This is a genomic window from Rhodoferax sp. RT5P35, assembly GCF_056521385.1.
The window spans coordinates 137,964-159,542 of record NZ_JBWMAX010000008.1 but is presented as its reverse complement, the minus strand read 5'-3'; the positions used below and the strand labels follow the sequence as shown (position 1 = coordinate 159,542).

At 62.4% G+C, this 21,579-nt stretch carries 24 protein-coding genes; 11 read left to right on the top strand and 13 right to left on the bottom strand.

Translation table 11 applies throughout. The annotated features are described in order from the left end of the window. The first annotated feature begins 47 nt into the window (after window positions 1-47). From mltG to AC097L_RS14545, 6 genes are read left to right on the top strand one after another with little or no spacing between them, the layout of a single operon-like run. Complete coding sequence (gene mltG / locus AC097L_RS14570; protein WP_479587148.1) at window positions 48-1,043, top strand: endolytic transglycosylase MltG; 996 nt, start codon at window positions 48-50, stop codon at window positions 1,041-1,043. Beyond that, window positions 1,040-1,693, top strand: a complete 654-nt coding sequence (gene tmk / locus AC097L_RS14565; RefSeq protein ID WP_479587146.1) for a dTMP kinase — start codon at window positions 1,040-1,042, stop codon at window positions 1,691-1,693. Before mltG ends, tmk begins: the two co-directional genes overlap by 4 nt. After that, window positions 1,690-2,691, top strand: coding sequence for a DNA polymerase III subunit delta' (locus tag AC097L_RS14560; RefSeq protein WP_479587145.1), 1,002 nt, complete (start codon window positions 1,690-1,692; stop codon window positions 2,689-2,691). Before tmk ends, AC097L_RS14560 begins: the two co-directional genes overlap by 4 nt. Beyond that, complete coding sequence (locus AC097L_RS14555) at window positions 2,688-3,047, top strand: PilZ domain-containing protein (protein ID WP_479587144.1); 360 nt, start codon at window positions 2,688-2,690, stop codon at window positions 3,045-3,047. The genes AC097L_RS14560 and AC097L_RS14555 overlap by 4 nt, the downstream gene beginning before the upstream one ends. Before the next feature lie 39 nt (window positions 3,048-3,086). Beyond that, entirely contained in the window at window positions 3,087-3,881 is a 795-nt protein-coding gene (locus tag AC097L_RS14550; RefSeq protein ID WP_479587143.1) for a TatD family hydrolase, read from the top strand. Between the two features lie 38 nt (window positions 3,882-3,919). Then, on the top strand, window positions 3,920-4,537 hold the full coding sequence (locus tag AC097L_RS14545) for an ankyrin repeat domain-containing protein (RefSeq protein WP_479587142.1): 618 nt from the start codon (window positions 3,920-3,922) through the stop codon (window positions 4,535-4,537). A gap of 22 nt (window positions 4,538-4,559) precedes the next feature. Here the strand turns inward: AC097L_RS14545 and AC097L_RS14540 are convergent, their stop codons facing one another. Next, window positions 4,560-5,252, bottom strand: a complete 693-nt coding sequence (locus AC097L_RS14540; protein ID WP_479587141.1) for a heavy-metal-associated domain-containing protein — start codon at window positions 5,250-5,252, stop codon at window positions 4,560-4,562. Between the two features lie 20 nt (window positions 5,253-5,272). Beyond that, window positions 5,273-7,573 carry a heavy metal translocating P-type ATPase gene (locus AC097L_RS14535; RefSeq protein WP_479587335.1) on the bottom strand — a complete coding sequence of 767 codons (2,301 nt, stop codon included), beginning with the start codon at window positions 7,571-7,573 and terminating at the stop codon, window positions 5,273-5,275. A 57-nt stretch (window positions 7,574-7,630) separates the two neighbouring features. Here AC097L_RS14535 and AC097L_RS14530 point away from each other — a divergent pair, with 57 nt between their 5' ends. After that, window positions 7,631-8,044 (top strand): MerR family transcriptional regulator, encoded by a 414-nt coding sequence (locus tag AC097L_RS14530; protein WP_479587139.1) that lies wholly within the window; start codon window positions 7,631-7,633, stop codon window positions 8,042-8,044. A gap of 51 nt (window positions 8,045-8,095) precedes the next feature. Here AC097L_RS14530 and AC097L_RS14525 read toward each other — a convergent pair whose 3' ends face one another. The 8 genes from AC097L_RS14525 to smpB all read right to left on the bottom strand — a co-directional run bounded on the left by AC097L_RS14525 (window position 8,096) and on the right by smpB (window position 14,754). Further along, on the bottom strand, window positions 8,096-8,395 hold the full coding sequence (locus tag AC097L_RS14525; RefSeq protein WP_479587137.1) for a copper-binding protein: 300 nt from the start codon (window positions 8,393-8,395) through the stop codon (window positions 8,096-8,098). Between the two features lie 15 nt (window positions 8,396-8,410). Beyond that, window positions 8,411-8,899 carry a cupredoxin domain-containing protein gene (locus tag AC097L_RS14520; RefSeq protein ID WP_479587136.1) on the bottom strand — a complete coding sequence of 163 codons (489 nt, stop codon included), beginning with the start codon at window positions 8,897-8,899 and terminating at the stop codon, window positions 8,411-8,413. Window positions 8,900-8,989: 90 nt separating this feature from the next. Then, window positions 8,990-10,354 (bottom strand): multicopper oxidase family protein, encoded by a 1,365-nt coding sequence (locus AC097L_RS14515; RefSeq protein WP_479587135.1) that lies wholly within the window; start codon window positions 10,352-10,354, stop codon window positions 8,990-8,992. A gap of 1 nt (window position 10,355) precedes the next feature. Beyond that, the gene (locus AC097L_RS14510) at window positions 10,356-11,762 is read right to left on the bottom strand and encodes a TolC family protein (protein WP_479587134.1); all 1,407 of its coding nucleotides are present in this window, start codon (window positions 11,760-11,762) and stop codon (window positions 10,356-10,358) included. After that, a complete protein-coding gene (locus AC097L_RS14505; protein ID WP_479587133.1) occupies window positions 11,759-12,028 on the bottom strand; it encodes a hypothetical protein in 270 nt (89 codons plus the stop codon). Before AC097L_RS14505 ends, AC097L_RS14510 begins: the two co-directional genes overlap by 4 nt. An 80-nt stretch (window positions 12,029-12,108) precedes the next feature. Next, window positions 12,109-12,516 carry a hypothetical protein gene (locus AC097L_RS14500; RefSeq protein WP_479587132.1) on the bottom strand — a complete coding sequence of 136 codons (408 nt, stop codon included), beginning with the start codon at window positions 12,514-12,516 and terminating at the stop codon, window positions 12,109-12,111. Window positions 12,517-12,552: 36 nt separating this feature from the next. Continuing rightward, window positions 12,553-14,145 carry a methyl-accepting chemotaxis protein gene (locus tag AC097L_RS14495; RefSeq protein ID WP_479587131.1) on the bottom strand — a complete coding sequence of 531 codons (1,593 nt, stop codon included), beginning with the start codon at window positions 14,143-14,145 and terminating at the stop codon, window positions 12,553-12,555. Between the two features lie 135 nt (window positions 14,146-14,280). Further along, entirely contained in the window at window positions 14,281-14,754 is a 474-nt protein-coding gene (smpB, locus tag AC097L_RS14490) for an SsrA-binding protein SmpB (RefSeq protein WP_479587130.1), read from the bottom strand. A 61-nt stretch (window positions 14,755-14,815) separates the two neighbouring features. Between smpB and AC097L_RS14485 the strand changes: the two genes are divergently transcribed. Further along, a complete protein-coding gene (locus tag AC097L_RS14485; protein WP_479587129.1) occupies window positions 14,816-15,265 on the top strand; it encodes a type II toxin-antitoxin system RatA family toxin in 450 nt (149 codons plus the stop codon). Beyond that, window positions 15,258-15,602 (top strand): RnfH family protein, encoded by a 345-nt coding sequence (locus AC097L_RS14480; protein ID WP_479587128.1) that lies wholly within the window; start codon window positions 15,258-15,260, stop codon window positions 15,600-15,602. Before AC097L_RS14485 ends, AC097L_RS14480 begins: the two co-directional genes overlap by 8 nt. A gap of 15 nt (window positions 15,603-15,617) precedes the next feature. Here the strand turns inward: AC097L_RS14480 and AC097L_RS14475 are convergent, their stop codons facing one another. After that, window positions 15,618-16,064, bottom strand: coding sequence for a DUF4124 domain-containing protein (locus AC097L_RS14475; RefSeq protein WP_479587127.1), 447 nt, complete (start codon window positions 16,062-16,064; stop codon window positions 15,618-15,620). Window positions 16,065-16,235: 171 nt separating this feature from the next. Here AC097L_RS14475 and guaB point away from each other — a divergent pair, with 171 nt between their 5' ends. After that, complete coding sequence (gene guaB / locus AC097L_RS14470; protein WP_479587126.1) at window positions 16,236-17,705, top strand: IMP dehydrogenase; 1,470 nt, start codon at window positions 16,236-16,238, stop codon at window positions 17,703-17,705. Between the two features lie 136 nt (window positions 17,706-17,841). Continuing rightward, the gene (guaA, locus tag AC097L_RS14465; protein WP_479587125.1) at window positions 17,842-19,452 is read left to right on the top strand and encodes a glutamine-hydrolyzing GMP synthase; all 1,611 of its coding nucleotides are present in this window, start codon (window positions 17,842-17,844) and stop codon (window positions 19,450-19,452) included. Between the two features lie 87 nt (window positions 19,453-19,539). Here the strand turns inward: guaA and AC097L_RS14460 are convergent, their stop codons facing one another. Together AC097L_RS14460 and AC097L_RS14455 are read right to left on the bottom strand one after the other, a co-directional pair. Beyond that, a complete protein-coding gene (locus AC097L_RS14460; protein ID WP_479587124.1) occupies window positions 19,540-20,616 on the bottom strand; it encodes a DUF72 domain-containing protein in 1,077 nt (358 codons plus the stop codon). A 13-nt stretch (window positions 20,617-20,629) separates the two neighbouring features. Continuing rightward, entirely contained in the window at window positions 20,630-21,208 is a 579-nt protein-coding gene (locus AC097L_RS14455) for a DNA-3-methyladenine glycosylase I (RefSeq protein WP_479587123.1), read from the bottom strand. Window positions 21,209-21,579 lie beyond the last annotated feature (371 nt).

Below are 21,579 nucleotides of genomic sequence, written 5' to 3'. Positions count from 1 at the left end.
GGGCTGAATTATCATCGCCCCTTGTTATCTATAAGGCTTGTAAGGCTGTGCGTCGTCTGATCTTGGTTTTGCTCTTTCTCTTGCTCTTGGTAGCGGGTGTGGGCGGCGGTGCAGCATGGTGGTGGTTACACCAGCCGCTGGCCCTGGCCGCGCCGTCGTTGGATGTGTCCATCGAGCCTGGCACGGGCGCGCGGGGTGTGGCGCAGGCGGCGGTGGACGCGGGCGTGCAGACGTCACCGGTGCTGCTCTACGCCTGGTTCCGCGCCTCGGGCAACTCCCGCCAGATCAAGGCCGGCAGCTATGAAATCACCACCGGCACCACGCCCATCAGTCTGCTGGGCAAGCTGGTACGCGGCGACGAGGCGTTGCGCTCGGTGACGCTGGTGGAGGGCTGGAACTTCACCCAGGTGCGTGCCGCGCTATCCAAAGCAGAGCAGCTCAAGCCCGACAGCCAAGCGCTGGGCGATGCGTCCATCATGGCCGCGCTGGGCCGCCCGGGCGTGCATCCCGAGGGCCGTTTCTTCCCTGACACTTATACCTACTCCAAGGGCAGCAGCGACTTTGCGGTGCTCAAGCGGGCTCTGCACGCCATGGACAAAAAGCTGGCCGCCGCCTGGGCGCTGCGCCAGCCCAGCAGCGAAGCCAAAACCCCGGAACAGGCCCTGACCCTGGCCAGCATCATCGAGAAAGAAACCGGCCAGTCGGGCGACCGCACACTGGTGGCGGGCGTGTTCAACAACCGGCTGCGCATTGGCATGCCGCTGCAAACCGACCCTACCGTGATCTACGGCCTGGGTGCCGACTTTGACGGCAACCTGCGTAAGCGCGACTTGCAAACCGACACGCCTTACAACACCTACCTGCGCCGGGGCCTGCCGCCCACACCGATTGCCATGCCCGGCACGCAGTCGCTCTTGGCAGCGGTGCAGCCCGCCGCCACCACGGCCCTGTACTTTGTGGCGCGCGGCGATGGCACCAGCCAGTTCAGCAGCAATCTCGACGAGCACAACACTGCCGTCAACAAGTTTCAACGCAAAAAATGAACCCATCCGGCATCTTTATCAGCTTTGAAGGCATAGACGGCGCGGGCAAGTCCAGCCATATTGCCACTGTCGCCGCTGCCTTTGAAGCGCAGGGAAGGGTGGTCACGCTGACCCGCGAACCCGGAGGCACGCCGCTGGCCGAGAAGCTGCGGGCCATGGTTTTGGGCGACCCCATGGACCCGCTAACCGAGGCGCTACTGGTCTTCGCTGCCCGGCGCGACCATCTGCAAAACGTGATCGAACCCGCCTTGGCGCGGGGCGAGGTGCTGGTCTGCGACCGTTTTACCGACGCAACCTTTGCCTACCAGGGCGGTGGTCGGGGCTTCGATCTCAGTGTGCTATCAAATTTAGAGCTATACGTGCAAGCAGTACCTGCGCTAGGTGCTAATTTCATTCGAAATCCTGACCTTACGCTGTGGTTTGACCTGCCACCCGCCGTGGCCGCCGAGCGCTTGGCCGGAGCCCGTGTGCCCGACCGTTTCGAGTCCCAACCCGCCGCCTTTTTTGCCCGCGTGGCCGACGGCTATGCCCAGCGCGCCGCCCAGGCCCCGGCACGGTTTGCCCGCATAGCAGCTGACGTGGAGCGCGATGCGGTGTGGCAGCAGATCCATGCTGTGCTGGTGGGCCGTGGTTGGCTGGAGGCGGTGTGAGCAACCCCCTTTTACCCCCTTGGGTGGCCCAGCAGCGCGACAGCCTGCTGGCCCAGCGCGGCCACGCCTGGCTGCTGCAAGGCCCCAGCGGCCTGGGCCAGTACAGCCTGGCGATGGAGCTGGTGCGCGCCTGGCTGTGCGATGTGCCCACCGCACAAGGTGCCTGCGGCCAGTGCCCCAGCTGCCACGCCATTGACGTACACGCCCATGCTGACCTGTGCCTGCTGATGCCCGAAGCCATGATGGTCGAGCTCGGTTGGCCGCTGAGCGAAAAGGCCCAGTCCGACATCGACGACAAGAAGCGCAAGGCCAGCAAGGAAATCCGCGTGGACGCCATGCGCGATGCGGTCGAGTTCTCGCAGCGCACCAGCGGCCGGGGCCGGGGCAAGGCGGTGCTGGTGTACCCGGCCGAGCGCATGAACCACATTACGGCCAACGCTCTGCTCAAAACCCTGGAAGAGCCGCCGGGTGACGTGAAGTTTGTGCTGGCCACGGGGGCCGCCCACCAATTGTTGCCCACCATCCGCAGCCGCTGCATGGGCCACAACATGGTCTGGCCTGAAAAAGACGTGTCCACCGCCTGGCTGCAGGCGCAGGGCGTGCCTGTCGCCGATGCCCCGGTGCTGCTGGCCGCAGCCGGAAGCCGCCCGGAAGATGCCCTGCAATGGGCCCGAGCCGGGCGCACAGCGCAAAGCTGGTCGGCCATTCCCCGCGCTGTGGGGCAGGGCGTATTGACCGTGTTTTCCGACTGGACTCCGGCCCAGGTGGTCGATGCCTTGCAAAAGCTTTGCCACGACCTGCTGCTGGCCCGCGTGGGGGCCGTGCCGAGGTTTTTTGCGGCCAGCGATTTGCCTGCCGCACCCTCGGTGACCGTGCTCACCCAATGGTCCAAAGACCTGAACGCCACCGCCCGTGTGGTGGAGCACCCGTTTAATGCAGGGCTGCTGCTGGAATCGCTGGTGGGCAGGGCCCAAAACGTCCTAAACTCGCGGCCATGAGTAGCAACCATTCCTCGCCCCGCCCTAGCGTCATCCAATTGGCCATCAAGGAAAAAGGCGCGCTGCACGCGGCCTACATCCCGATGTTCACCGAAGGCGGCCTGTTCATCGCCACCGCCCGCGACTACCAGCTGGGCGACGACGTGTATGTGTTGCTGTCCCTGCCGGACGACCCGCAGCGCTACCCCATCGCCGGGCGCGTAGCCTGGGTCACGCCTGCCCGCGCGGCAGGCAACCGCACCCAGGGCGTGGGCATCCAGTTCCCCAAAGAGGAAAAGGCCCGCCTCCTGAAGATCAAGATTGAAGAGATCTTGGGGGCGCACTTGGCCTCGGACCGGCCTACCCAAACGATTTAGTTTTTTCTCTGCGCTTACACGCGCGGTTGTGTTTACCCGATGTTCACAGATTCCCACTGCCACCTCAGCATGCCCAATTTGGCCGTGCAGCTCCCTGCCATCCGCACCGCCATGGCCGAAGCCCAGGTCACCCGCGCCTTGTGCATCTGCACCACGCTCGAAGAATTTGCCGATGTGCACGCCCTGGCCACCGGCTTTGATAACTTTTGGGCCACGGTGGGCGTGCACCCCGACAACGACGACGTGCAAGAGCCCACGCTGGAGGATTTGCTGCAACGCTCGGCCTTGCCCCGCGTGGTGGGCATTGGTGAGACCGGGTTGGACTACTACCGCCTGGGCGAACGCAGCGTGGCCGATATGGAGTGGCAGCGCGCGCGCTTTCGCACCCACATCCGCGCCGCCCGCCAGGTGGCCAAACCGCTGGTAATCCACACCCGCAGCGCGTCCGACGACACCATCGCCATCCTGCGCGAGGAGGGCGAGGATGGATCGGCGGGCAGCGCGGGCGGCGTGTTCCACTGCTTCACCGAAACCCAGGCCGTGGCCCGCGCGGCGCTGGACCTGGGGTTCTACATTTCTTTTTCGGGCATTTTGACCTTCAAGACCGCCCAGGACATCCGCGATGTGGCCGCGTTTGTGCCCATGGACCGCCTGCTGATCGAGACCGACAGCCCCTACCTCGCGCCCATGCCGTTCCGGGGCAAGACCAATACGCCCGCCTACGTGCCCTATGTGGCCAAGCAGGTGGCGGACATCAAGAAGCTCTCGGTCGAAGAGGTGGCGCACACCACCAGTGCCAATTTCGACCGCCTGTTCAGCGGAGTTTTGTCGTGATAAAGCACTTTAAGAAAGCTATCTACCTTGTTGTTTTAATGGGGTTTACCGCTGCGCAAGCGGGTTCGTTTGACGACTTTTTTACCGCCATCCAGCGCGACAACGCCAGCAGCATCCAGTCGCTGCTGAAACGTGGGTTTGACGGCAACACCACCGATGCGCAAGGCCGCTCGGGCCTGTACCTGGCGCTGAAGGGCGAGAACTTCAACGCCGCCAAAGCCTTGCTGGCCTGGCCCAAGATCAAGGCCGAAACCCGCAATGCCCAAGACGAAAGCCCGCTGATGATTGCCGCGCTGCAGGGCGAGTTGGACGTTTGCACCCAGCTCATCGCCAAGGGTGCCGATGTCAACAAGACCGGCTGGACCCCGCTGCACTACGCCGCCACCCGGGGCCACCTCGACGTAATGCGTCTGCTGCTGGAGAACTACGCCTACATCGACGCGGCCTCGCCCAACGGCAGCACTCCGCTGATGATGGCCGCGCAGTACGGCAGCGACGATGCCGTCAAGCTGCTGCTGGACGAAGGCGCCGACCCACTGCTGAAGAACCAAAAAGAACTCACCGCCATTGATTTCGCCCAGAAGGCTAATCGCCCGGCCACGGTGGAGATGGTGTCCAGCGCGGTGCGAGCCCGTAAGCCTAAGGGCACCTGGTAAAAATTTGGTTAGCACCTGGTAATTACATCGCCAGGGCGATAGCCGCCATGGCCACCATGCCCACGTCTTCGATGATGGTGACGGTGGACATGGGCAACTGGAACACCGTGCCAAGGCAGGCACAGCGGATGCTGCGCTTGTCCAGCACCGCGCCCATCACGCCGATGGCCGAGAAGCCCATCACCACCAGCGTCACCGTGTTGGTCAGTACCGGCTGCACGTTGGCCAGGTAGGCCATGCCCAGCGCCAGTTCCACAAACGGGTAGATAAAGCCCCAGGGCCGCCAGTGCCGCGCCAGCAGGTCGTAGCCCGCATATGCATCGGCAAACGCGGCCACGTCCAGCAGCTTGAAGAACGAAAACACCACAAAGAACCCGGCCATAAAGTAGCGCATGGTTTCCATGGCGCTAAGCTGCGCGCCTTGCACCAGCAGGCTGGCGCCCAGGATGTAGGCCGCTATCAGCAGCAAGGGGCGGTAGGTGGCGAACCAACTGGGAGCGGCATCGGGCGGTGGTGCCACCACGGCCGGTGCGATGAGGCTGTAGTGGCTGCCCGCCAGCGCGGCTTGCAAGGTGTTTACATCCTGTGCGCCCGGCACCGTGGCTTGTGGCGGTGTCAACTGAACTTGCACGCCGGGGGCGACGGCTTCCAGCTTGGCCTGCACGCGCTTGACGCAGCCGCCACAGGTCATGCCGGTGATTTCAAAGGTAGTCATGGTCGGTTCACTCCAGATGTCTAAAGGGTATCGGTTTTCAGTTTGGCATGGCGCAGGCGCAGGGCATTGGTGATAACCGAGGCCGAGCTCAGGCTCATGGCCAGGGCCGCCACCATGGGCGACAGCAGCCAGCCGGTCCATGGAAACAGCACGCCCGCGGCCAGCGGCACGCCCAGCGCGTTGTAAACAAAGGCAAAACCCAGGTTCTGCCGCATATTGGCCATGGTGGCCTGGGACAAGGTCCGCGCCGTGGCAATGCCGCGCAGATCGCCTTTGACCAAGGTCACCTGGGCGCTGTGCATCGCCACGTCGGTGCCGGTACCCATGGCGATGCCCACATCGGCCTGTGCCAGCGCCGGGGCATCGTTGATGCCATCGCCCGCCATGGCCACTTTACGGCCTTCTTTTTGTAGCCGCACCACCAGGGCCAGCTTGTCGGCGGGTTGGACTTCGCCATGCACCTCGGTAATGCCGAGTTTTTGGGCTACGGCCTGCGCGGTGCCCACACCGTCGCCGGTGGCCATCACGATGCGGATGCCCGCTGCCGTCAGCGTGGCCAAGGCTTCGGCAGTGCTGGCTTTGATAGGGTCGGCCACGGCCAGCATCCCGGCCAGGTGGCCATCCACCGCCAGGTAAATGACGCTGGCACCCTCTTTGCGCAAGGCTTCGGCCTGCACTTCCAACTCTGCCACCGACACCCCCCTTTGCTGCAGTAGCCCGGTGTTGCCCAGCGCCAGCGCATGCCCTTCCACCTGGCCTTGCACGCCAATGCCGCTGGCCGATGTAAAGGCCTCGACCGGGGCCAGGGCCAGACCACGTTCGCGGGCTGCGCGGACGATGGCATCGGCCAGCGGATGCTCGCTGCCCTGGTCCAGGCTGGCGGCCAGGCGCAGCACGCTGTCGGTATCGAAGCCTGGCAGGGCCAGCGCACTGTGGAATACCGGCTTGCCTTCGGTCAGCGTGCCGGTTTTATCGACAATCAGGGTGTCGATCTTGCGAAAGTTCTCAATCGCGGCGGCATCGCGGAACAGCACGCCCTGGGTGGCACCGCGCCCGGTGGCCACCATGATGGACATGGGCGTGGCCAGCCCCAACGCACACGGGCAGGCGATGATGAGCACGGCGACTGCGTTGATCAGGCCGTAGCTCCAGCTGGGCGCGGGGCCAAAGAGGCCCCAGGCGAACAGGGTCAACACGGCGATGGACACCACGCCAAACACAAAGTAGCCCGCCACCGAATCGGCCATGCGCTGCATCGGCGCTTTGGAGCGCTGCGCCTGCACCACCATTTGCACGATCTGCGACAGCATGGTGCCCGAGCCCACCCGCTCGGCCCGCATGGTGAGCGCGCCGCTGGTGTTGAGCGTGGCACCGATCAGCTTGTCGCCGCTGCGCTTGGTGACAGGCATGGGTTCTCCCGTCAACATCGATTCGTCCACTGCGCTGCTGCCGTCCAGGACCATACCGTCCACCGGCACTTTTTCGCCGGGGCGCACGCGCAGGCGGTCGCCGATGTGCACGTGGGTGAGCGGAATGTCGGTTTCGCTGCCGTCGTCGGCGATGCGGCGGGCGGTTTTGGGCGCCAGGCCGAGCAGGGATTTGATGGCCGCCGAGGTTTGTGACCGCGCCTTGAGCTCCAGCAACTGGCCCAAGAGCGTGAGCGAAATGATCACAGCCGCCGCCTCAAAGTACACCGCCACCCGGCCCATGGACATGAAGGTTGCCGGAAACACCTGCGGTGCCAGCGTGGCCACCAGGCTGTAGACAAAAGCCGCTCCCGTGCCCAGGCTGATCAGGGTCCACATGTTTGGGCTGCGGTTACGCAGCGATTGCCAGCCACGCACAAAAAATGGTGCGCCTGCCCATAGCACCACCGGCAGGCTTAATGCCAGCTCGACCCAGCTTTGCACCTGCATGTCGAACCACTGCAGGCGGTGCCCCAGCATGGCCAGCAGCATCACCGCCACGCTGAGCGGCAGAGTCCACCAGAAGCGGCGGCGAAAGTCCACCAGCTCGGGATTTTCGGCCTCGTCCAGGCTGGGCATTTCCGGCTCTAACGCCATGCCGCAGTGCGGGCAGCTGCCAGGATGGTCTTGCCGCACCTCAGGGTGCATGGGGCAGGTGTAGACGGCCCCGGCCACCGCCGGGCTCGGTGCCGGCGGGGTGAGGTACTTCTGCGGGTTGGCAGCAAATTTGGTTTTGCATCCTGCACTACAGAAATAATAGCTATGACCCAAGTAGGGATGAGCGTGGGCAGACTGTTCGGTCACAGTCATGCCACAGACTGGGTCTTTCATGGAGGGCTCCTTTGCAAACTCAATGCGCTAAGCATAAACTCCGTAGTCAACCCCAGAGTCAAGCGTTTTTTAAAGGTCTTTATGGATATAACCCCTACCGCCACCCTGACCATTGGCAAGCTGGCCCAAGCCGCCGGGGTCGGAGTGGAAACCATCCGCTACTACCAGCAGCGCGGCCTGCTGCCCGTGCCCGAGTCGCGTGGGGCCTACCGCCACTACCCGGTAGCGATGGGCCAGCGCATCCGTTTCATCAAGCGGGCTCAGGAGCTGGGCTTTTCACTGGACGAGGTGGCCGAGCTGTTGTCGCTGGAGGATGGCCAGGACCGCATCGCTATCCGCCAGATTGCGGGCCAGCGGCTGGACGAGATCCGCACCCGGCTGGCCGACCTGCAGCGCATGCAACTGGCGCTATCGCATTTGATAGATGCCTGCGAACACACGGGCAAGGAGCTGCCGTGCCCCATCATTGAAACGCTGGCGGCGGATTTGCACTGACTTGCATGGACTCGGGTGCAGCGCACTCCTAGCCATGAAAGCTATTTCCCGTTAAGGAGCGGGTTGGAGGTCGGTTACCACCAGCGCACCACCGATCTGCTCGGCGACGAACTTCACCTTGTCCCCGGCCTTCACGTTCGCCAGCAGCGCCGGGTTTTTGACCTGGAACACCATGCTCATGGGCGGCATGTCCAGGTTCTTGATTTCGCCGTGTTTCAAGGTGATTTTCTGGGTCAATAGGTCCACTTTGCGGACTTCGCCGTCGGTGAAGGGCAGGGTGGACTGGGCCAGGGCCGCAGTGCTGATAGTGGCGATAGCCAGGATTTTCAGGGTGATGGTGAGGGTACGCATGGTGTTTCCTGGGGTTTATTTGGCCGCGACCGTGATCTTGCCGCGCATGCCTGCTTGGTAATGCCCAGCGATCAGGCAGGCAAAGTCGAAGCTGCCGGTTTGGTTGAAGTGCCAGATGATTTCGCTGGTTTTGCCTGCGCCCACGTGTGCCATGTAGGGTTCGTCATGTTCCATGTTGGGAAACTTGAGCATCAATGCGGCGTGTTCGTCCAGGTCTTTGGGGGTGCCGATCACCATTTCATGCAATACCGCACCACTGTTTTTGACCACGAATTGGATGGTTTCACCCTGCTTGACATTGATCTGGCTGGGGTCAAAGCGCATCGCATCTGTCATGGTCAATGTGACGGTACGGCTAACTTTTTTGATGTCGCCTGCAATACCCCAGGCTTTTTGTTCCATCTTGGCGGGGCCCGCGGCTTTGGCGTGGGTTTCGTCGCCGTGGGCCAAAGCCAGGGCGCAGGTGGTGGCAAAAAGGGTGGCGATCAGAGTTTGTTTTTGCATGGTGTTTGTGTTTGCTTGAATTTAAAGAAAATAGGGCTCTAGCGCAGGCGTTGTATGCGCTGGTAGCTATGGTTTTAGGAGCTACTGGTTTCAGTGGTTGTTGTGTGCACCTGCGCCGGGTTTGCGTACTTGCAGGGTATTGGCGGGTGCAGCAGCGGGGAGCCGGGCGGGTTCTGTCAATTTCCCCGTCCATTCATATGCACGGGTGCCGGTTGGCTGTGGGTACGCTCCAGGGTCGCGGTAGTCGCCCGGTTTTTGCTCCTTGCGCACCTTGAGGGTGGTGAACATACCCCCCATCTCGACGGGGCCGTACGGTCCGGTGCCGGTCATCATGGGCAGGGTGTTGTCGGGGATGGGCATCTGCATTTCGCCCATGTCGGCCATGCCGCGCTCGCCCATCAGCATGTAATCAGGCACCAGCTTCTGGATTTTTTGCACCAGGCCGCGGTGGTCCACGCCGATCATGTTGGGCACGGTGTGGCCCATGGGATTCATGGTGTGGTGGCTTTTGTGGCAGTGCAGGGCCCAGTCGCCGGGCTCATCGGCCAGAAATTCGATCTGCCGCATCTGGCCCACCGCGATGTCGGTGGTCACCTCGGGCCAGCGGGCACTGGGGGGCACCGGGCCGCCGTCGGTGCCGGTGACCACAAATTCATGGCCGTGCAGGTGGATGGGGTGGTTGGTCATGGTGAGGTTGCCCACGCGGATGCGCACCTGGTCGCCCTGGCGCACGTTAAGCGTGTCGATGCCGGGGAAGGCGCGGCTGTTCCAGGTCCACAGGTTCTGGTCCAGCATGGTGTTGGGCTTGGGTGTGCTGCTGCCGGGGTCGATGTCGTAGGCGTTCAGTAAAAAGCAGAAGTCGCGCTGCACTTCGGCAATAAACGGGGTTTTGGTTTTGGGGTGCGTCACCCAAAAGCCCATCATGCCCATGGCCATTTGCACCATTTCGTCGGCGTGCGGGTGGTACATGAAGGTGCCGGGACGGCGCGCCTCGAATTCGTAGACAAAGGTTTTGCCCACCGGGATCTGCGGCTGCGTGAGGCCGCCCACGCCGTCCATGCCGTTGGGCAGGCGCTGGCCGTGCCAGTGGATGGTGGTGTGCTCGGGCAGACGGTTGGTGACGAAGATGCGCACGCGGTCGCCCTCCACTACCTCGATGGTGGGGCCGGGCGACTGGCCGTTGTAACCCCACAGCGTGGCCTGCATGCCGGGGGCGATCTCGCGCACCACGGGCTCGGCCACCAGGTGAAATTCTTTCACCCCTGCGTGCATGCGCCAGGGGCAGGTCCAGCCGTTGAGGGTAACCACCGGGTTATACGGGCGGCCTGTCGTCGGTATGAGTGGCGGGGCGGTGGCTGCTGTGGTGGCGATCACTGGCTCGGGCAAGGCGGCCAGGGCGACTTTGCCCACACCGGCGGCCAGCACCGCGCTGCCGAAAAAGGTTCTGCGGTCCATATCAATGTCCTTGTGAAGTTGCGGCTTCGGCAATTGCGCCACTTGCCAGGGATGCCAATGCGCCAGGCGAGGTACCCGTCAGGGCAGTCTGTAGATCGGCCTCGGCCAGCCAGAAGTCGCGTTGGGCTTCGATGGCGCTGTTTACGGCCATGGTTTGCTGCCGGGTCTCGACCAGCAGTTCCCACACACTGGCCAGCATGCCGCTGTAGCGCAGCACCAGTTCATCCAGGATGAACTTGCGCAGCGGCACGATCTCGTCGCGGTAGTGCACGGCCAGGTCGAAAGCCGTGCGGTAGCCAAAGTAAGCCTCACGCGCCTCGGAGCGGGCCTGGATGGCCACGGCGCGCACCTGGGCCGTCGATTGCAGGACCGTGGCCTTGGCGCGGGCGTTGCGGGCACCGCCCCAGTCGAACAGAGGCAAAGGCAGCTCCAGCTCCCAGCCGCGCTTGGCGGATTTGCTGCCGTTGGCGTTGTCGAACGTGGTGTTGCGGGTATAGCCGAGTGCCAGACCGTCGAAATAGCCCTCCACTTTGTCAAAGCCTTCCTGCTGGGCGATATAGCGAGTGCGTGCTACGGCGGTGCGTACGTCCAGCCGCTCGCGCAGGGCCTGGGCTTCGATGTCGGTCATCTCGGTAGCCACCTTGGGCAGGTCGGGCAGGCGGTCGGCGAGCACAAAGCCGGTTTGTGCGCCCCATAGGCCCATTAGGCGGATGAGCTTTTCGCGGGAGCTAAAAGCGATGTTCTGGGCGCGGGCGAGCTGCGCCGTGGCATCTGCCAGTAGCAGCTGTTCGCGGGCCTGCTCCAGGCGACTCCAGTTGCCTACCCTGGCCATGCGCCGGGCCAGCTCGGCCCCGGCCTCGGCGGCTTCTTTCACGTCACGTAGGTACAGAGCGGTTTGCTGGGCGGCCACCGCGGTGATCCAGGCCTTGCGTGTGTCTGCGGCCAGCCGCACTACCTCCTGCGCGGCCTGCAGTTGGGCGAGTGCGTGCTGTTGCCCTTGCCATTGGGCGCGCCAGGGCAGGGCTAGCAACCCGAGCACGTTGAAGCTGAGCATGCGTTCGATCTCGCGCGTGTCGCCTTCGGTGAAGCGGCCAATGGCGAAGCGCGGGTTGGGCAGGCGACCCATTTGCACCCTCTCCGCGTCGCTCACCCCCAAGTTGGCAAACGCTCCCTGCATTTGCGGGCTGTTCAGTAAAGCGATGCGCACGGCGGCTTCGGCGCTGAGCGGCTGGGCCAGTAGCGCGGCGATCGCTTGCGGGCTAGGGGCCAGCGCTGCATTGACTCCTGCGGTTTTGCCTTGGGTGAGCTGCAGTACCGCGTCCAAGTCGCCGTCGGGCGAAAGGGTGGCGCACCCCGTCAAGGCCAGCACGGTCAACGTCATGCCGGTGGTTCGAAAGCGGCGGCTCATTGGGCGGCCTGCGGCTTTTGGGCGGCGCGCGCGGTGGCCTGCTCCCACTTCAACACATCTGTATGGCCGCGCGGGAACTGGGAAACATCGGCATTGGCGCGCTTCCAGTCCAGTGATCTGGTTTCAATTCCGGTAGGAGTGTCGGCAAACACCGAGCGGTAGGCTACGGTAGGCACGCGGACCAACGGGTCTGAAGGGGACAATGGGGTTTGCGCCCACGCGGCTGCACACAGCAGCGCACTGGCGCTTATAAAAATAGCTTTCAAAATGGTCTCCTGAACGACTCAAGCGGTATCCGCAAGCTGGCCGGTTCAGGCAGATTGCGGACGGACTACGGCTAGGACGTTCAGGAAATGGGTGGTTTCAGCGCAAACGCAGCGGGCGCATTGGCGAACCGGGCGTGGCCGGTAGCGGGTTGGATATGGCCCAGCCACAGGGACGAGGGCACAACCCATGGGGCCGGAGCCGCCACGGTGTGGCACATCTGGCACAGCGGGCAGGTGCCGCAGTGGGGTGTACTGGAGTCGGCACCATGCTCGGCGTGTTCAGCAGACTCGGCATGCCCAGGACAGGGCGCGTGGTCGGCTTTCATTTCTGTATCAAATGGGCTGCTGGCGCTTACCTTATCTACGCTGGTAGCTATATTTTGAATAGCATTTGAATACTGCGCCAACATTTCCATGGCCATCGCCTCGCCCACCCAGCCGCGCAAAGGCAGCAGGGCGATCATGAGGACCAGGAAAAAACGGCGCATAGGAAGATGATACCGGCAGCGTGGAAAGGTTCCTGCTTATCGGCGCATGCCCAATGGCAAATGCTGCTGAGCCCCTTGTGAGCCCAGGTTGAACACGGCGACGACCTGCACCAGGTCATGGGCCTGGTTGCGCAGGCTGCTGGCGGCTGCGGCCATTTCCTCGACCAGGGCGGCATTTTGCTGGGTAGCCTGGTCCATCTGGGTCACGGCTTCGCCGATCTGGGCCACACCCAGGGATTGCTCGTTGCTGGCGGCGCTGATCTCGCCCATGATGTCAGTTACCCGGCGGATGGAGCTGACCACTTCGGTCATGGTCACACCTGCCTGGTCCACCAGCAAGCTGCCTTGTTCGACGCGCTCCACGCTGGCACCGATCAGGCTCTTGATTTCCTTGGCGGCCTGGGCCGAGCGTCCGGCCAGGCTGCGCACTTCACTGGCCACCACGGCAAACCCGCGGCCCTGTTCGCCCGCTCGGGCGGCTTCCACCGCAGCATTCAGCGCGAGGATGTTGGTCTGGAAGGCAATACCGTCGATCACCTGGATGATGTCCGAGATCTTGCGCGAGGATTCGTTGATGCCCTTCATAGTCTCGACCACCTGGCCCACGACCTGGCCGCCCTGGATGGCGACGCTGGAGGCGCTCATGGCCAGCTGGTTGGCTTGGCGGGCGTTGTCGGCGTTTTGCTTGACGGTGGAGCTGAGCTCTTCCATAGATGCCGCAGTTTGCTCTAGGGCGCTGGCCTGGCTTTCGGTGCGGGCACTCAGGTCGTTGTTGCCTTCGGCAATCTCGGCACTGGCTGTAGATACGCTTTCCGAGCCGGAGCGCACATTCGACACCACCTGGACCAGGTTGGTTTGCATGCTTTGCAGGCTTGACAGCAGTTCGCCGAGTTCGTCAGTGCGCTGGTTGTCAATGCGGGCGGTCAGGTCGCCCGAGGCCACTTGCCGTGCCACTGCGCTGGCCTGGGCCAACGGCCCGGTGATGGAACCCGACAGCAGCCACGCAATGGTGGCACTCAATGCCAGGCTGATGGCCCCCAGCAGCACCATCAGGTTGCGGCTGGCGGCAAAGTTGTCCTGGATGATAGTGGCTTGTTTGTCGATATCCTGGCGTTGGTTGTTCAGCAACTCTTCCATCTTGGCCATGTAAGTTTTGGATGCGGGGATAAATTTTTGGTCGAGCAACTGGCCGGCTTCATCCGTCTTGCCTTCTTTTTTAAGGGCCAGGATGGCATCGCGCACCGCGACATAGGCTTTGCGCTCTTCGAGGATTTGCCTGAGGAGGGTTTTTTCCTGCTCAGTGTCCATCAAGGACTCCACCATTTTTTGGTATTCGGCCGAGGTTTTGGAGGATGCTGCCTGGTCTTCTGCAAAAAAGGTGGCGACTGCCGGGTCGTTGCTCTTGGCAATCGCCCCGGTGCGGCGCACGCCCGTGTGGATGTTGCGGTACCAGTCGCTGACGATACGCTCGGTTTTCACGGGGCTGGCCACCATGTATTGCGCTGCTTCCGCGACTGCGTTCAGCCGCGCAATGCTGACCACAATGATGGCAAACGACAGTGCCAAAACGAGGGCAAAGCCTAGGCCGAGTCGCTTGGCGACAGACAGGTTGGAGATGAAAGATGGCATGGCTTTTCCAGGTTAAATTGCATCGAAATGTAACTTAGTATGAGCCTACACTGGACCTGGATGAAAACCTGGTTTGTAAAGCTCGCGGCAGGCATCTAAACACAGTTAGCTTGAAAGCGAGGCCTTGCTTGACATCTACCTCTGGCGAGATTTCATCGCGCGCTCCACCTCGCGCTTGCCTTCCCGGTCTTTGATGGTGTCGCGCTTGTCGTGCTCAGCCTTACCCTTGGCCAAGGCGATTTCGCATTTGATCTTGCCGGCCTTCCAGTGCAGGTTCAATGGCACCAAGGTATAGCCTTTTTGCTCCACCTTGACAATCAGCTTTTTGATTTGTTCTTTGTGTAGCAGTAGTTTTTTGGTTCGAACTTTGTCAGGGCTGATGTGGGTCGAAGCCGAATTCAAGGGATGGATCTGGCAGCCGATGAGGAATAGCTCGCCACCGCGCACCACCACGTAGCCGTCGGTGAGCTGTACCTTGCCTTCGCGCAGCGATTTGACTTCCCAGCCTTCCAGCACCAGGCCGCACTCGATGCGCTCCTCGAAGAAGTAGTTGAAAGCGGCCTTTTTGTTGTCGGCAATGCGGGCAGTAGGATCGGGTTTTTTGGCCATTAGCTTCTAGATGAGAGGAGGGAGGGAGCTGGTTCTACAATCCCGCGCAGCCCTCCATTCTATGAAAAACGTCCACAAGTCCGTCCTCATCTGGTACAGCGCCGAAGAAATGTTCGCTCTGGTCACCCAGGTTGCGCTGTATCCGCAGTTTTTGCCCTGGTGCGACCAGGCCGCCGTGCTCAGCGAAGATGCCAGCGGCATGACCGCCGAAGTCGGCATCGCTTTTGGTGGCATCCACCAAAAATTTGTCACGCACAACACCCACGTCACCAGCCAGGCAAGCCGTCAGGTGCTGATGAAACTCGTCAAAGGCCCGTTCTCTAACTTGGACGGTACCTGGAGCTTCACCCCAGTGGGCGACGGTAGCCAACGGGCATGCCGGGTCGATCTGCAACTCAACTATGGGTTTGACAATATGGCGCTGTCGGCCCTGGTGGGTCCGGTGTTTGACCGCATCGCAGGCAGCATGGTCGATGCTTTTGTGAAGCGTGCAGAGCAGGTCTATGGTTGATACCGCGTTGCACATCACCGTGGTGTGCGCCTTAGCGCCGGGCCAAGTCGTTGAGGTGCAGGTCGATCTGCCCCATGGTGCTTGCGTGGCCGATGCATTGCGTGCCAGCAGCGTGCTGGCCGCTTTTGCCGGCCTAGATGTACACGGCTTGGACACGGGGGTATGGGGTAAATTGGCGGCACACACGCAGCTGCTGGTGGATCTGGACCGGGTGGAGTTGTACCGTCCGCTTACCGTAGACCCGAAAGTCGCCCGACGCACACGATTCACCCGCCAGGGGGCAGGACGCGCAGGCTTGTTTACCAAGAAGCGGGCTGGAGCGAAGGCCGGGTACTAAAACCAGACACGGCCGTTATTTGCATTCGGAGGTGATCACTTCCTGCACGCGCTTGAGTTCGGATGTGCGGGCCGCGTCGTCCAGGATCTCGCGCTCGCCTTTTTCGTTGACGCGGGCAATTCGAATTCCAGAGTCAAAAGTAGCCTGTGATTGCTTGGCGCGCGCGCAGTTATCGATACGGGTGGCGGCCAGTTTGTCAGACTCAATTTTCTTTTTGGCTGCTTCGGCATCTTCGGCCTGCTTCTTCTTTTCTTCCAGCGCCTTGTCGATGCCACTGACCTTGGGCGGAGCAGGTGCGGATGCGGGCACGGTGGCCGGGGCCGCTGCCAGGCTTTTAGGCATGCCACCCGGCTGCCTCAAAATATTTTTGGCCGGAATATCGGGCGGCGGCCCCCGGTCGCTGAACACTTTGCTGCCGCTGTTGTCAATCCACTGCCACTGGGCGGCAGTCCCCCATGACAAGGCACATCCAATGACAAGAACAAGCGATTTGTGCAGTTTCATGCCCGCAGTTTAGCTCTGGGTGATGTTGTTTTACAGGCTTTGCACAGGCCTAGAGGCAATTCGGCGGGGCTTGAGATAGAAATAGGGGCCCTTGCGGGCTAGTACAATCTGGCTTTTGGAGCTTTCTATATGCGTCTGCTAGGAAAAGCGCTCACTTTCGACGATGTGTTGCTAGTGCCAGCGTTCTCCCAAGTCCTGCCCAAGGACACGTCTCTTGCGACCCGCCTCTCCCGCAACATCACCCTGAATCTGCCCCTGGTGTCTGCCGCCATGGACACCGTCACCGAAGCCCGCTTGGCCATCGCCATGGCCCAGGAAGGCGGCATGGGTATCGTGCACAAAAACTTTACACCCAAGCAGCAAGCTGCCGAAGTGCTCAAGGTCAAGCGCTACGAATCCGGTGTGCTGCGCGATCCCGTCATCATTACCCCGAGCCACACCGTTCGCCAAGTGATCGACATGTCGGCGCAGCTGGGTATTTCCGGTTTTCCGGTGTGCGACGGCGGCAAAGTGGTCGGCATCGTCACCAGCCGAGACCTGCGCTTTGAAACCCGCTACGACGTGCCCGTGAGCCAGATCATGACCCCGCGTGAAAAGCTGGTCACGGTCATGGAAGGCGCATCGTTGGCCGAAGCCAAGGCCTTGCTGAACAAGTCCAAGCTGGAGCGCCTGCTGGTCATCAACGACGCGTTCGAGCTCAAGGGCCTGATCACCGTCAAAGACATCACCAAGCAAACCAGCTTTCCCAACGCGGCGCGCGATGCCCGTGGCCAGTTGCGTGTAGGCGCAGCGGTGGGCGTGGGCGACGGAACCGAAGAGCGCGTTGAAGCACTGGTGCGTGCCGGTGTGGATGCCATCGTGGTCGACACGGCCCACGGCCACAGCAAGGGCGTGATCGACCGCGTACGCTGGATCAAGCAAAACTACCCCCACATCGATGTGATTGGCGGCAATATCGCCACCGGCGCAGCTGCTCTGGCTCTGGCCGAAGCCGGTGCGGATGCGGTCAAGGTCGGCATCGGCCCTGGCAGCATTTGCACCACCCGCATCGTGGCGGGCGTGGGCGTACCGCAAATCATGGCCATCGACAACGTGGCCACCGCCTTGCTGGGCAGCGGCGTGCCTTTGATTGCCGACGGTGGCATCCGCTACAGCGGCGACATAGCCAAAGCCATCGCCGCCGGTGCCAGCACGGTGATGATGGGTGGCATGTTTGCCGGTACCGAAGAAGCGCCAGGCGAAGTGGTGCTGTTCCAGGGCCGCAGCTACAAGAGCTACCGCGGCATGGGCAGCATTGGTGCCATGCAGCAGGGCAGTGCCGACCGTTACTTCCAGGAAGTCAGCACCGAGAACCCCAACGCCGACAAGCTGGTTCCTGAAGGCATCGAAGGCCGGGTCCCGTACAAGGGCTCTATGGTCTCCATCATTTTCCAAATGGCGGGCGGCGTCCGTGCCAGCATGGGCTACTGCGGTTGCGCCACCATCGAGGACATGAAAAACAAAGCCGAATTTGTGGAAATCACCTCGGCCGGCATCCGCGAAAGCCACGTGCACGACGTGCAGATCACCAAAGAAGCCCCCAACTACCGCTCGGAGTGAATTGAACACCCCCAGGCTGCGCGCACTGCGTGTCGCTTCTCCTATTCCCTTGCAGGGGGCAACACCAGCGGCCTGGCAAAGCCAGTTTTGCGGTGTTCCCGGTTGGAAATAGCTCCGTTTAATTTGAATTGCGCCCATGCACCAAAAAATCCTTATCCTCGACTTCGGTTCGCAAGTGACCCAGCTCATCGCCCGCCGCGTGCGCGATGCCCATGTGTTTTGCGAAGTCCATCCCTGCGATGTGACAGACGAATGGATGCGCGCTTACGCCGCCGATGGCAACCTGAAGGGCATCATCCTCTCAGGCAGCCATGCCAGCGTGACCGAGGACACCACCGATCGCGCGCCCCAGTCCGTATTCGATTTGGGCGTGCCGGTGTTGGGCATTTGCTACGGCATGCAAACCATGGCACAGCAACTGGGTGGCAAGGTGGAAACCGGCCACACCCGTGAATTTGGCTTTGCCTCGGTACGCGCCCGCGGCCACACTGCGCTGCTCAAAGACATTGCCGACTTCACCACGCCCGAGGGCGAGGGCATGCTCAACGTGTGGATGAGCCACGGCGACAAGGTCACCGAGCTGCCACCCGGCTTCAAGTTGATGGCCAGCACCGATGGTTGCCCCATCGCCGGTATGGCCGACGAATCCCGCCATTTCTACGCCGTGCAGTTTCACCCCGAAGTCACCCATACCGTGCAAGGCCAGGCGCTGCTGAACCGCTTTGTGCTCGGCATCTGCGGCACCCGGCCCGACTGGATCATGGGCGACTACATCAGCGAAGCTGTGGCGGCCATCCGTGCACAGGTGGGCGACGAAGAAGTGATTTTGGGCCTGTCCGGCGGTGTTGACTCGTCCGTGGCCGCCGCCCTGATCCACCGCGCCATTGGCGACCAGCTTACCTGCGTGTTTGTAGACCACGGCCTGCTGCGCCTGAACGAGGGCGACATGGTGATGGACATGTTCGTGGGCAAGCTGCACGCCAAGGTGATACGTGCCGATGCCAGCGAGCTGTTCCTAGGCAAACTGGCAGGCGTGACCGATCCCGAAGCCAAGCGCAAAATCATCGGCGGCGAGTTCGTCACCATCTTCAAGCAAGAAGCCGCCAAGCTCAAAGGCAACGGTGCCAAAGGTGCCAAGTGGCTGGCCCAGGGAACGATTTACCCCGATGTGATCGAGTCCGGCGGCGCCAAAAGCAAAAAAGCCGTCACCATCAAGAGCCACCACAACGTCGGCGGCTTGCCTGCCGAACTGGGTCTGACGCTGCTGGAACCCCTGCGCGAACTGTTCAAGGACGAAGTGCGCGAACTCGGCGTGGCCCTCGGCCTGCCGGTTGAGATGGTCTACCGCCACCCGTTTCCAGGCCCCGGCTTGGGCGTGCGGATTCTGGGCGAAGTCAAAAAAGAATACGCCGACTTGCTGCGCCGTGCCGATGCTATCTTCATCGAAGAACTGCATAACTTCACCGACGTTGCCACCGGCAAAACCTGGTACCAGCTCACCAGCCAGGCCTTCACCGTGTTCCTGCCAGTTAAGAGCGTGGGCGTGATGGGCGATGGCCGAACCTACGACTACGTGGTAGCCCTGCGTGCCGTGCAGACCAGCGATTTCATGACCGCCGACTGGGCCGAGCTGCCCTACGCGCTGCTGAAAAAAGTGTCGGGCCGCATCATCAACGAAGTGCGCGGCATCAACCGCGTGACCTACGACGTATCGAGCAAGCCGCCTGCCACCATCGAGTGGGAGTAAAGACGCGTAAAGCACGGGCAGCTACTATCAAATAAGTAGCTGGCCGTGCAAGTGGAACATGCGCTAGCGGCCTGTTTCTCTTAAGTTTTAACGCTGCTGTGCAGCCAGCACATCCTGCGCCAGTGCCCACACGGTGAGTGGTGCTGAGCCTTCGGCTTTGTTGCTGATGGTGACGAAAGCATTCTGTCCCCGACCGATGGTGCCCGCCACGGCTTTGGCCAGGGCCAGGCGGGTATCCGGGTCGGGGTCCACGATGGCATTGAACGGGGCGTACAAATCACGCGCATCTTCGTATCCGTAGGCACCGTGCAGGCGGTTCAGGTTCCAGCGGCAGACCAGCGGACCGGGCCAGAGGGCACGCAGCATGCCGAGTTGTTCGCCGATGGGTGGCAGCTTGGGGTGCAGGCCTAGGCAATAGGTGGCACCGACGCTGCGCAGCACGGTGATGAAATCAGGCGTGAGGAAGGCCGGGTCGCGCACTTCCACCGCAACCACTCCGTCAGGCGCGGTGGGTTGTAGGGCGGGCAGGGCGGCCAGCATCCGGCCTAGCCGCGCCAGCACTTCTGGCATCCGGGCCAATAACTGCGGTGGCAGAGGGCTGAGTTGGAACACCAGCGCGCCCACTTTGTGGCCCAGGCCCTCCAGCGCAGGCAATACGAAATCCTGCACGGCCAGGTCGGCATCCAGGAAGGCGATGTTGGTCTGTTGCCCGCGCCCGTTTTCGGCACGCACCAGGGCATCGGTGACCAGGCTAGGCGCTTTCACCACGAAGCGAAAGTCGTCGGGTACCTGGGCGGCGTACGCTGCGTATTGGCTGGCGCTGAGGGCGCGGTAGAAGTTGCGGTCCACGCTCACGGTGCGAAACAGCGGGTGCTGGGCGTAGGCAGCCAGGCCGTGTTTGGAGAGTATGGTGTCGGCGTAATCGCCATCCCATAGCAAGCCTGCCCAACCGGGATAGGTCCATGACGAGGTGCCCATCCGCAGGTGGCGTGGCAGGGTTTGGGCCAGCGCGGTCCAGGCCGGGTCGGGCGGCTGCGGACGCACCGACATCGACGTGGTGGCTTTGGCCAACGCGCGTACTATGGAAGCTGGCGGCCGCTCGTTGCCGTTGCTATCGCTAAATTCGGGAAAAAGCGGGGGTTGAAGCGGGGGTTGTTGCGCCATGGGGGATTGTCCGTTAAGCGCTGGGCCCCGCCATCAGCGTGTGCGGGTAGCGGAAGCAGAAGGCGCTGTGGTCGTCCACCATGCCCACGGCCTGCATCCAGGCGTAGATGGTCACTGCGCCGACAAACTTGAAACCGCCTTGTTTAAGGGCTTTGGAGATGTCGCCCGACAAGGGCGACTGGGTCGGCACCGTGCCGTTGCCCTTGATCGGCGCGCCGCCCACCATGCCCCACAGCCAGTCGGAGAAGTCCACGCCCGCCGCCTGCATCGCCAAGTAGGCCTGGGCGTTGCCAATGGTGGCCTCGATCTTGGCGCGGGAGCGGACGATGCCGGGGTCTTGCATCAGCCGATCAACATCGGCGGGGGTAAAGCGGGCGACGGCCACCGGGTCGAACTGGGCGAAGGCGGCGCGGAAACCCTCGCGCTTGCGCAGGATGATGGCCCACGACAGCCCGGCCTGGAAGCTGTCGAGCACCAACTTCTCCCACAACTCGCGGCTGTCATGCTCGGGCACACCCCATTCTTCGTCGTGGTAGGTGGCCATCAGCGGGCTGCTGTCGGCCCAGGCACAGCGGCAGAGTGGGGTGGTCATCGGGTGGTTTCCTGTGCGGAGCTAGGGGAAAATGAGTGTAAGGCTGTGTCCACGGAGCTGGGCCCAGCGACTATTTGTTCAAAGACAGCACACCCACCGCTCACCTGGCTGGACCCGCGCAGCACCCTACACGTGCTGAGCATCCTGCAAGAAAGCATTTCCAACACCTTGCAGCACGCCAGCGCCACCGAACTGGGGGTGGCGACGATGGCAGGCAGGCGGCCAGGCCGCGCAGGGCGGTGGCGCAAAAAGTGGTGGCGAGGGACATGGTGGGCTCCTTAAAAATCCATGCCGCAAGTATTGGAGATGGCACCCGATTGGTCTGTAGCTGTCCATAGCGACAGCCGAAATGGTGCCGGGCAGCCCGTAAA

Bases quoted from the DNA above. Each gene is read 5' to 3' on its own strand.
- AC097L_RS14485 (WP_479587129.1), top strand. From the start codon at position 14,816: ATGAAAAACGTCCACAAGTCCGTCCTCATCTGGTACAGCGCCGAAGAA.
- AC097L_RS14500 (WP_479587132.1), bottom strand. From the start codon at position 12,516: ATGCGCCGTTTTTTCCTGGTCCTCATGATCGCCCTGCTGCCTTTGCGC.
- smpB (WP_479587130.1), bottom strand. From the start codon at position 14,754: ATGGCCAAAAAACCCGATCCTACTGCCCGCATTGCCGACAACAAAAAG.
- AC097L_RS14545 (WP_479587142.1), top strand. From the start codon at position 3,920: ATGGGGTTTACCGCTGCGCAAGCGGGTTCGTTTGACGACTTTTTTACC.
- AC097L_RS14495 (WP_479587131.1), bottom strand. From the start codon at position 14,145: ATGCCATCTTTCATCTCCAACCTGTCTGTCGCCAAGCGACTCGGCCTA.
- AC097L_RS14540 (WP_479587141.1), bottom strand. From the start codon at position 5,252: ATGACTACCTTTGAAATCACCGGCATGACCTGTGGCGGCTGCGTCAAG.
- AC097L_RS14510 (WP_479587134.1), bottom strand. From the start codon at position 11,762: ATGAGCCGCCGCTTTCGAACCACCGGCATGACGTTGACCGTGCTGGCC.
- AC097L_RS14525 (WP_479587137.1), bottom strand. From the start codon at position 8,395: ATGCGTACCCTCACCATCACCCTGAAAATCCTGGCTATCGCCACTATC.
- guaA (WP_479587125.1), top strand. From the start codon at position 17,842: ATGCACCAAAAAATCCTTATCCTCGACTTCGGTTCGCAAGTGACCCAG.
- guaB (WP_479587126.1), top strand. From the start codon at position 16,236: ATGCGTCTGCTAGGAAAAGCGCTCACTTTCGACGATGTGTTGCTAGTG.
- AC097L_RS14530 (WP_479587139.1), top strand. From the start codon at position 7,631: ATGGATATAACCCCTACCGCCACCCTGACCATTGGCAAGCTGGCCCAA.
- AC097L_RS14550 (WP_479587143.1), top strand. From the start codon at position 3,087: ATGTTCACAGATTCCCACTGCCACCTCAGCATGCCCAATTTGGCCGTG.
- AC097L_RS14460 (WP_479587124.1), bottom strand. From the start codon at position 20,616: ATGGCGCAACAACCCCCGCTTCAACCCCCGCTTTTTCCCGAATTTAGC.
- AC097L_RS14455 (WP_479587123.1), bottom strand. From the start codon at position 21,208: ATGACCACCCCACTCTGCCGCTGTGCCTGGGCCGACAGCAGCCCGCTG.
- tmk (WP_479587146.1), top strand. From the start codon at position 1,040: ATGAACCCATCCGGCATCTTTATCAGCTTTGAAGGCATAGACGGCGCG.
- AC097L_RS14555 (WP_479587144.1), top strand. From the start codon at position 2,688: ATGAGTAGCAACCATTCCTCGCCCCGCCCTAGCGTCATCCAATTGGCC.
- AC097L_RS14515 (WP_479587135.1), bottom strand. From the start codon at position 10,354: ATGGACCGCAGAACCTTTTTCGGCAGCGCGGTGCTGGCCGCCGGTGTG.
- AC097L_RS14520 (WP_479587136.1), bottom strand. From the start codon at position 8,899: ATGCAAAAACAAACTCTGATCGCCACCCTTTTTGCCACCACCTGCGCC.
- AC097L_RS14480 (WP_479587128.1), top strand. From the start codon at position 15,258: ATGGTTGATACCGCGTTGCACATCACCGTGGTGTGCGCCTTAGCGCCG.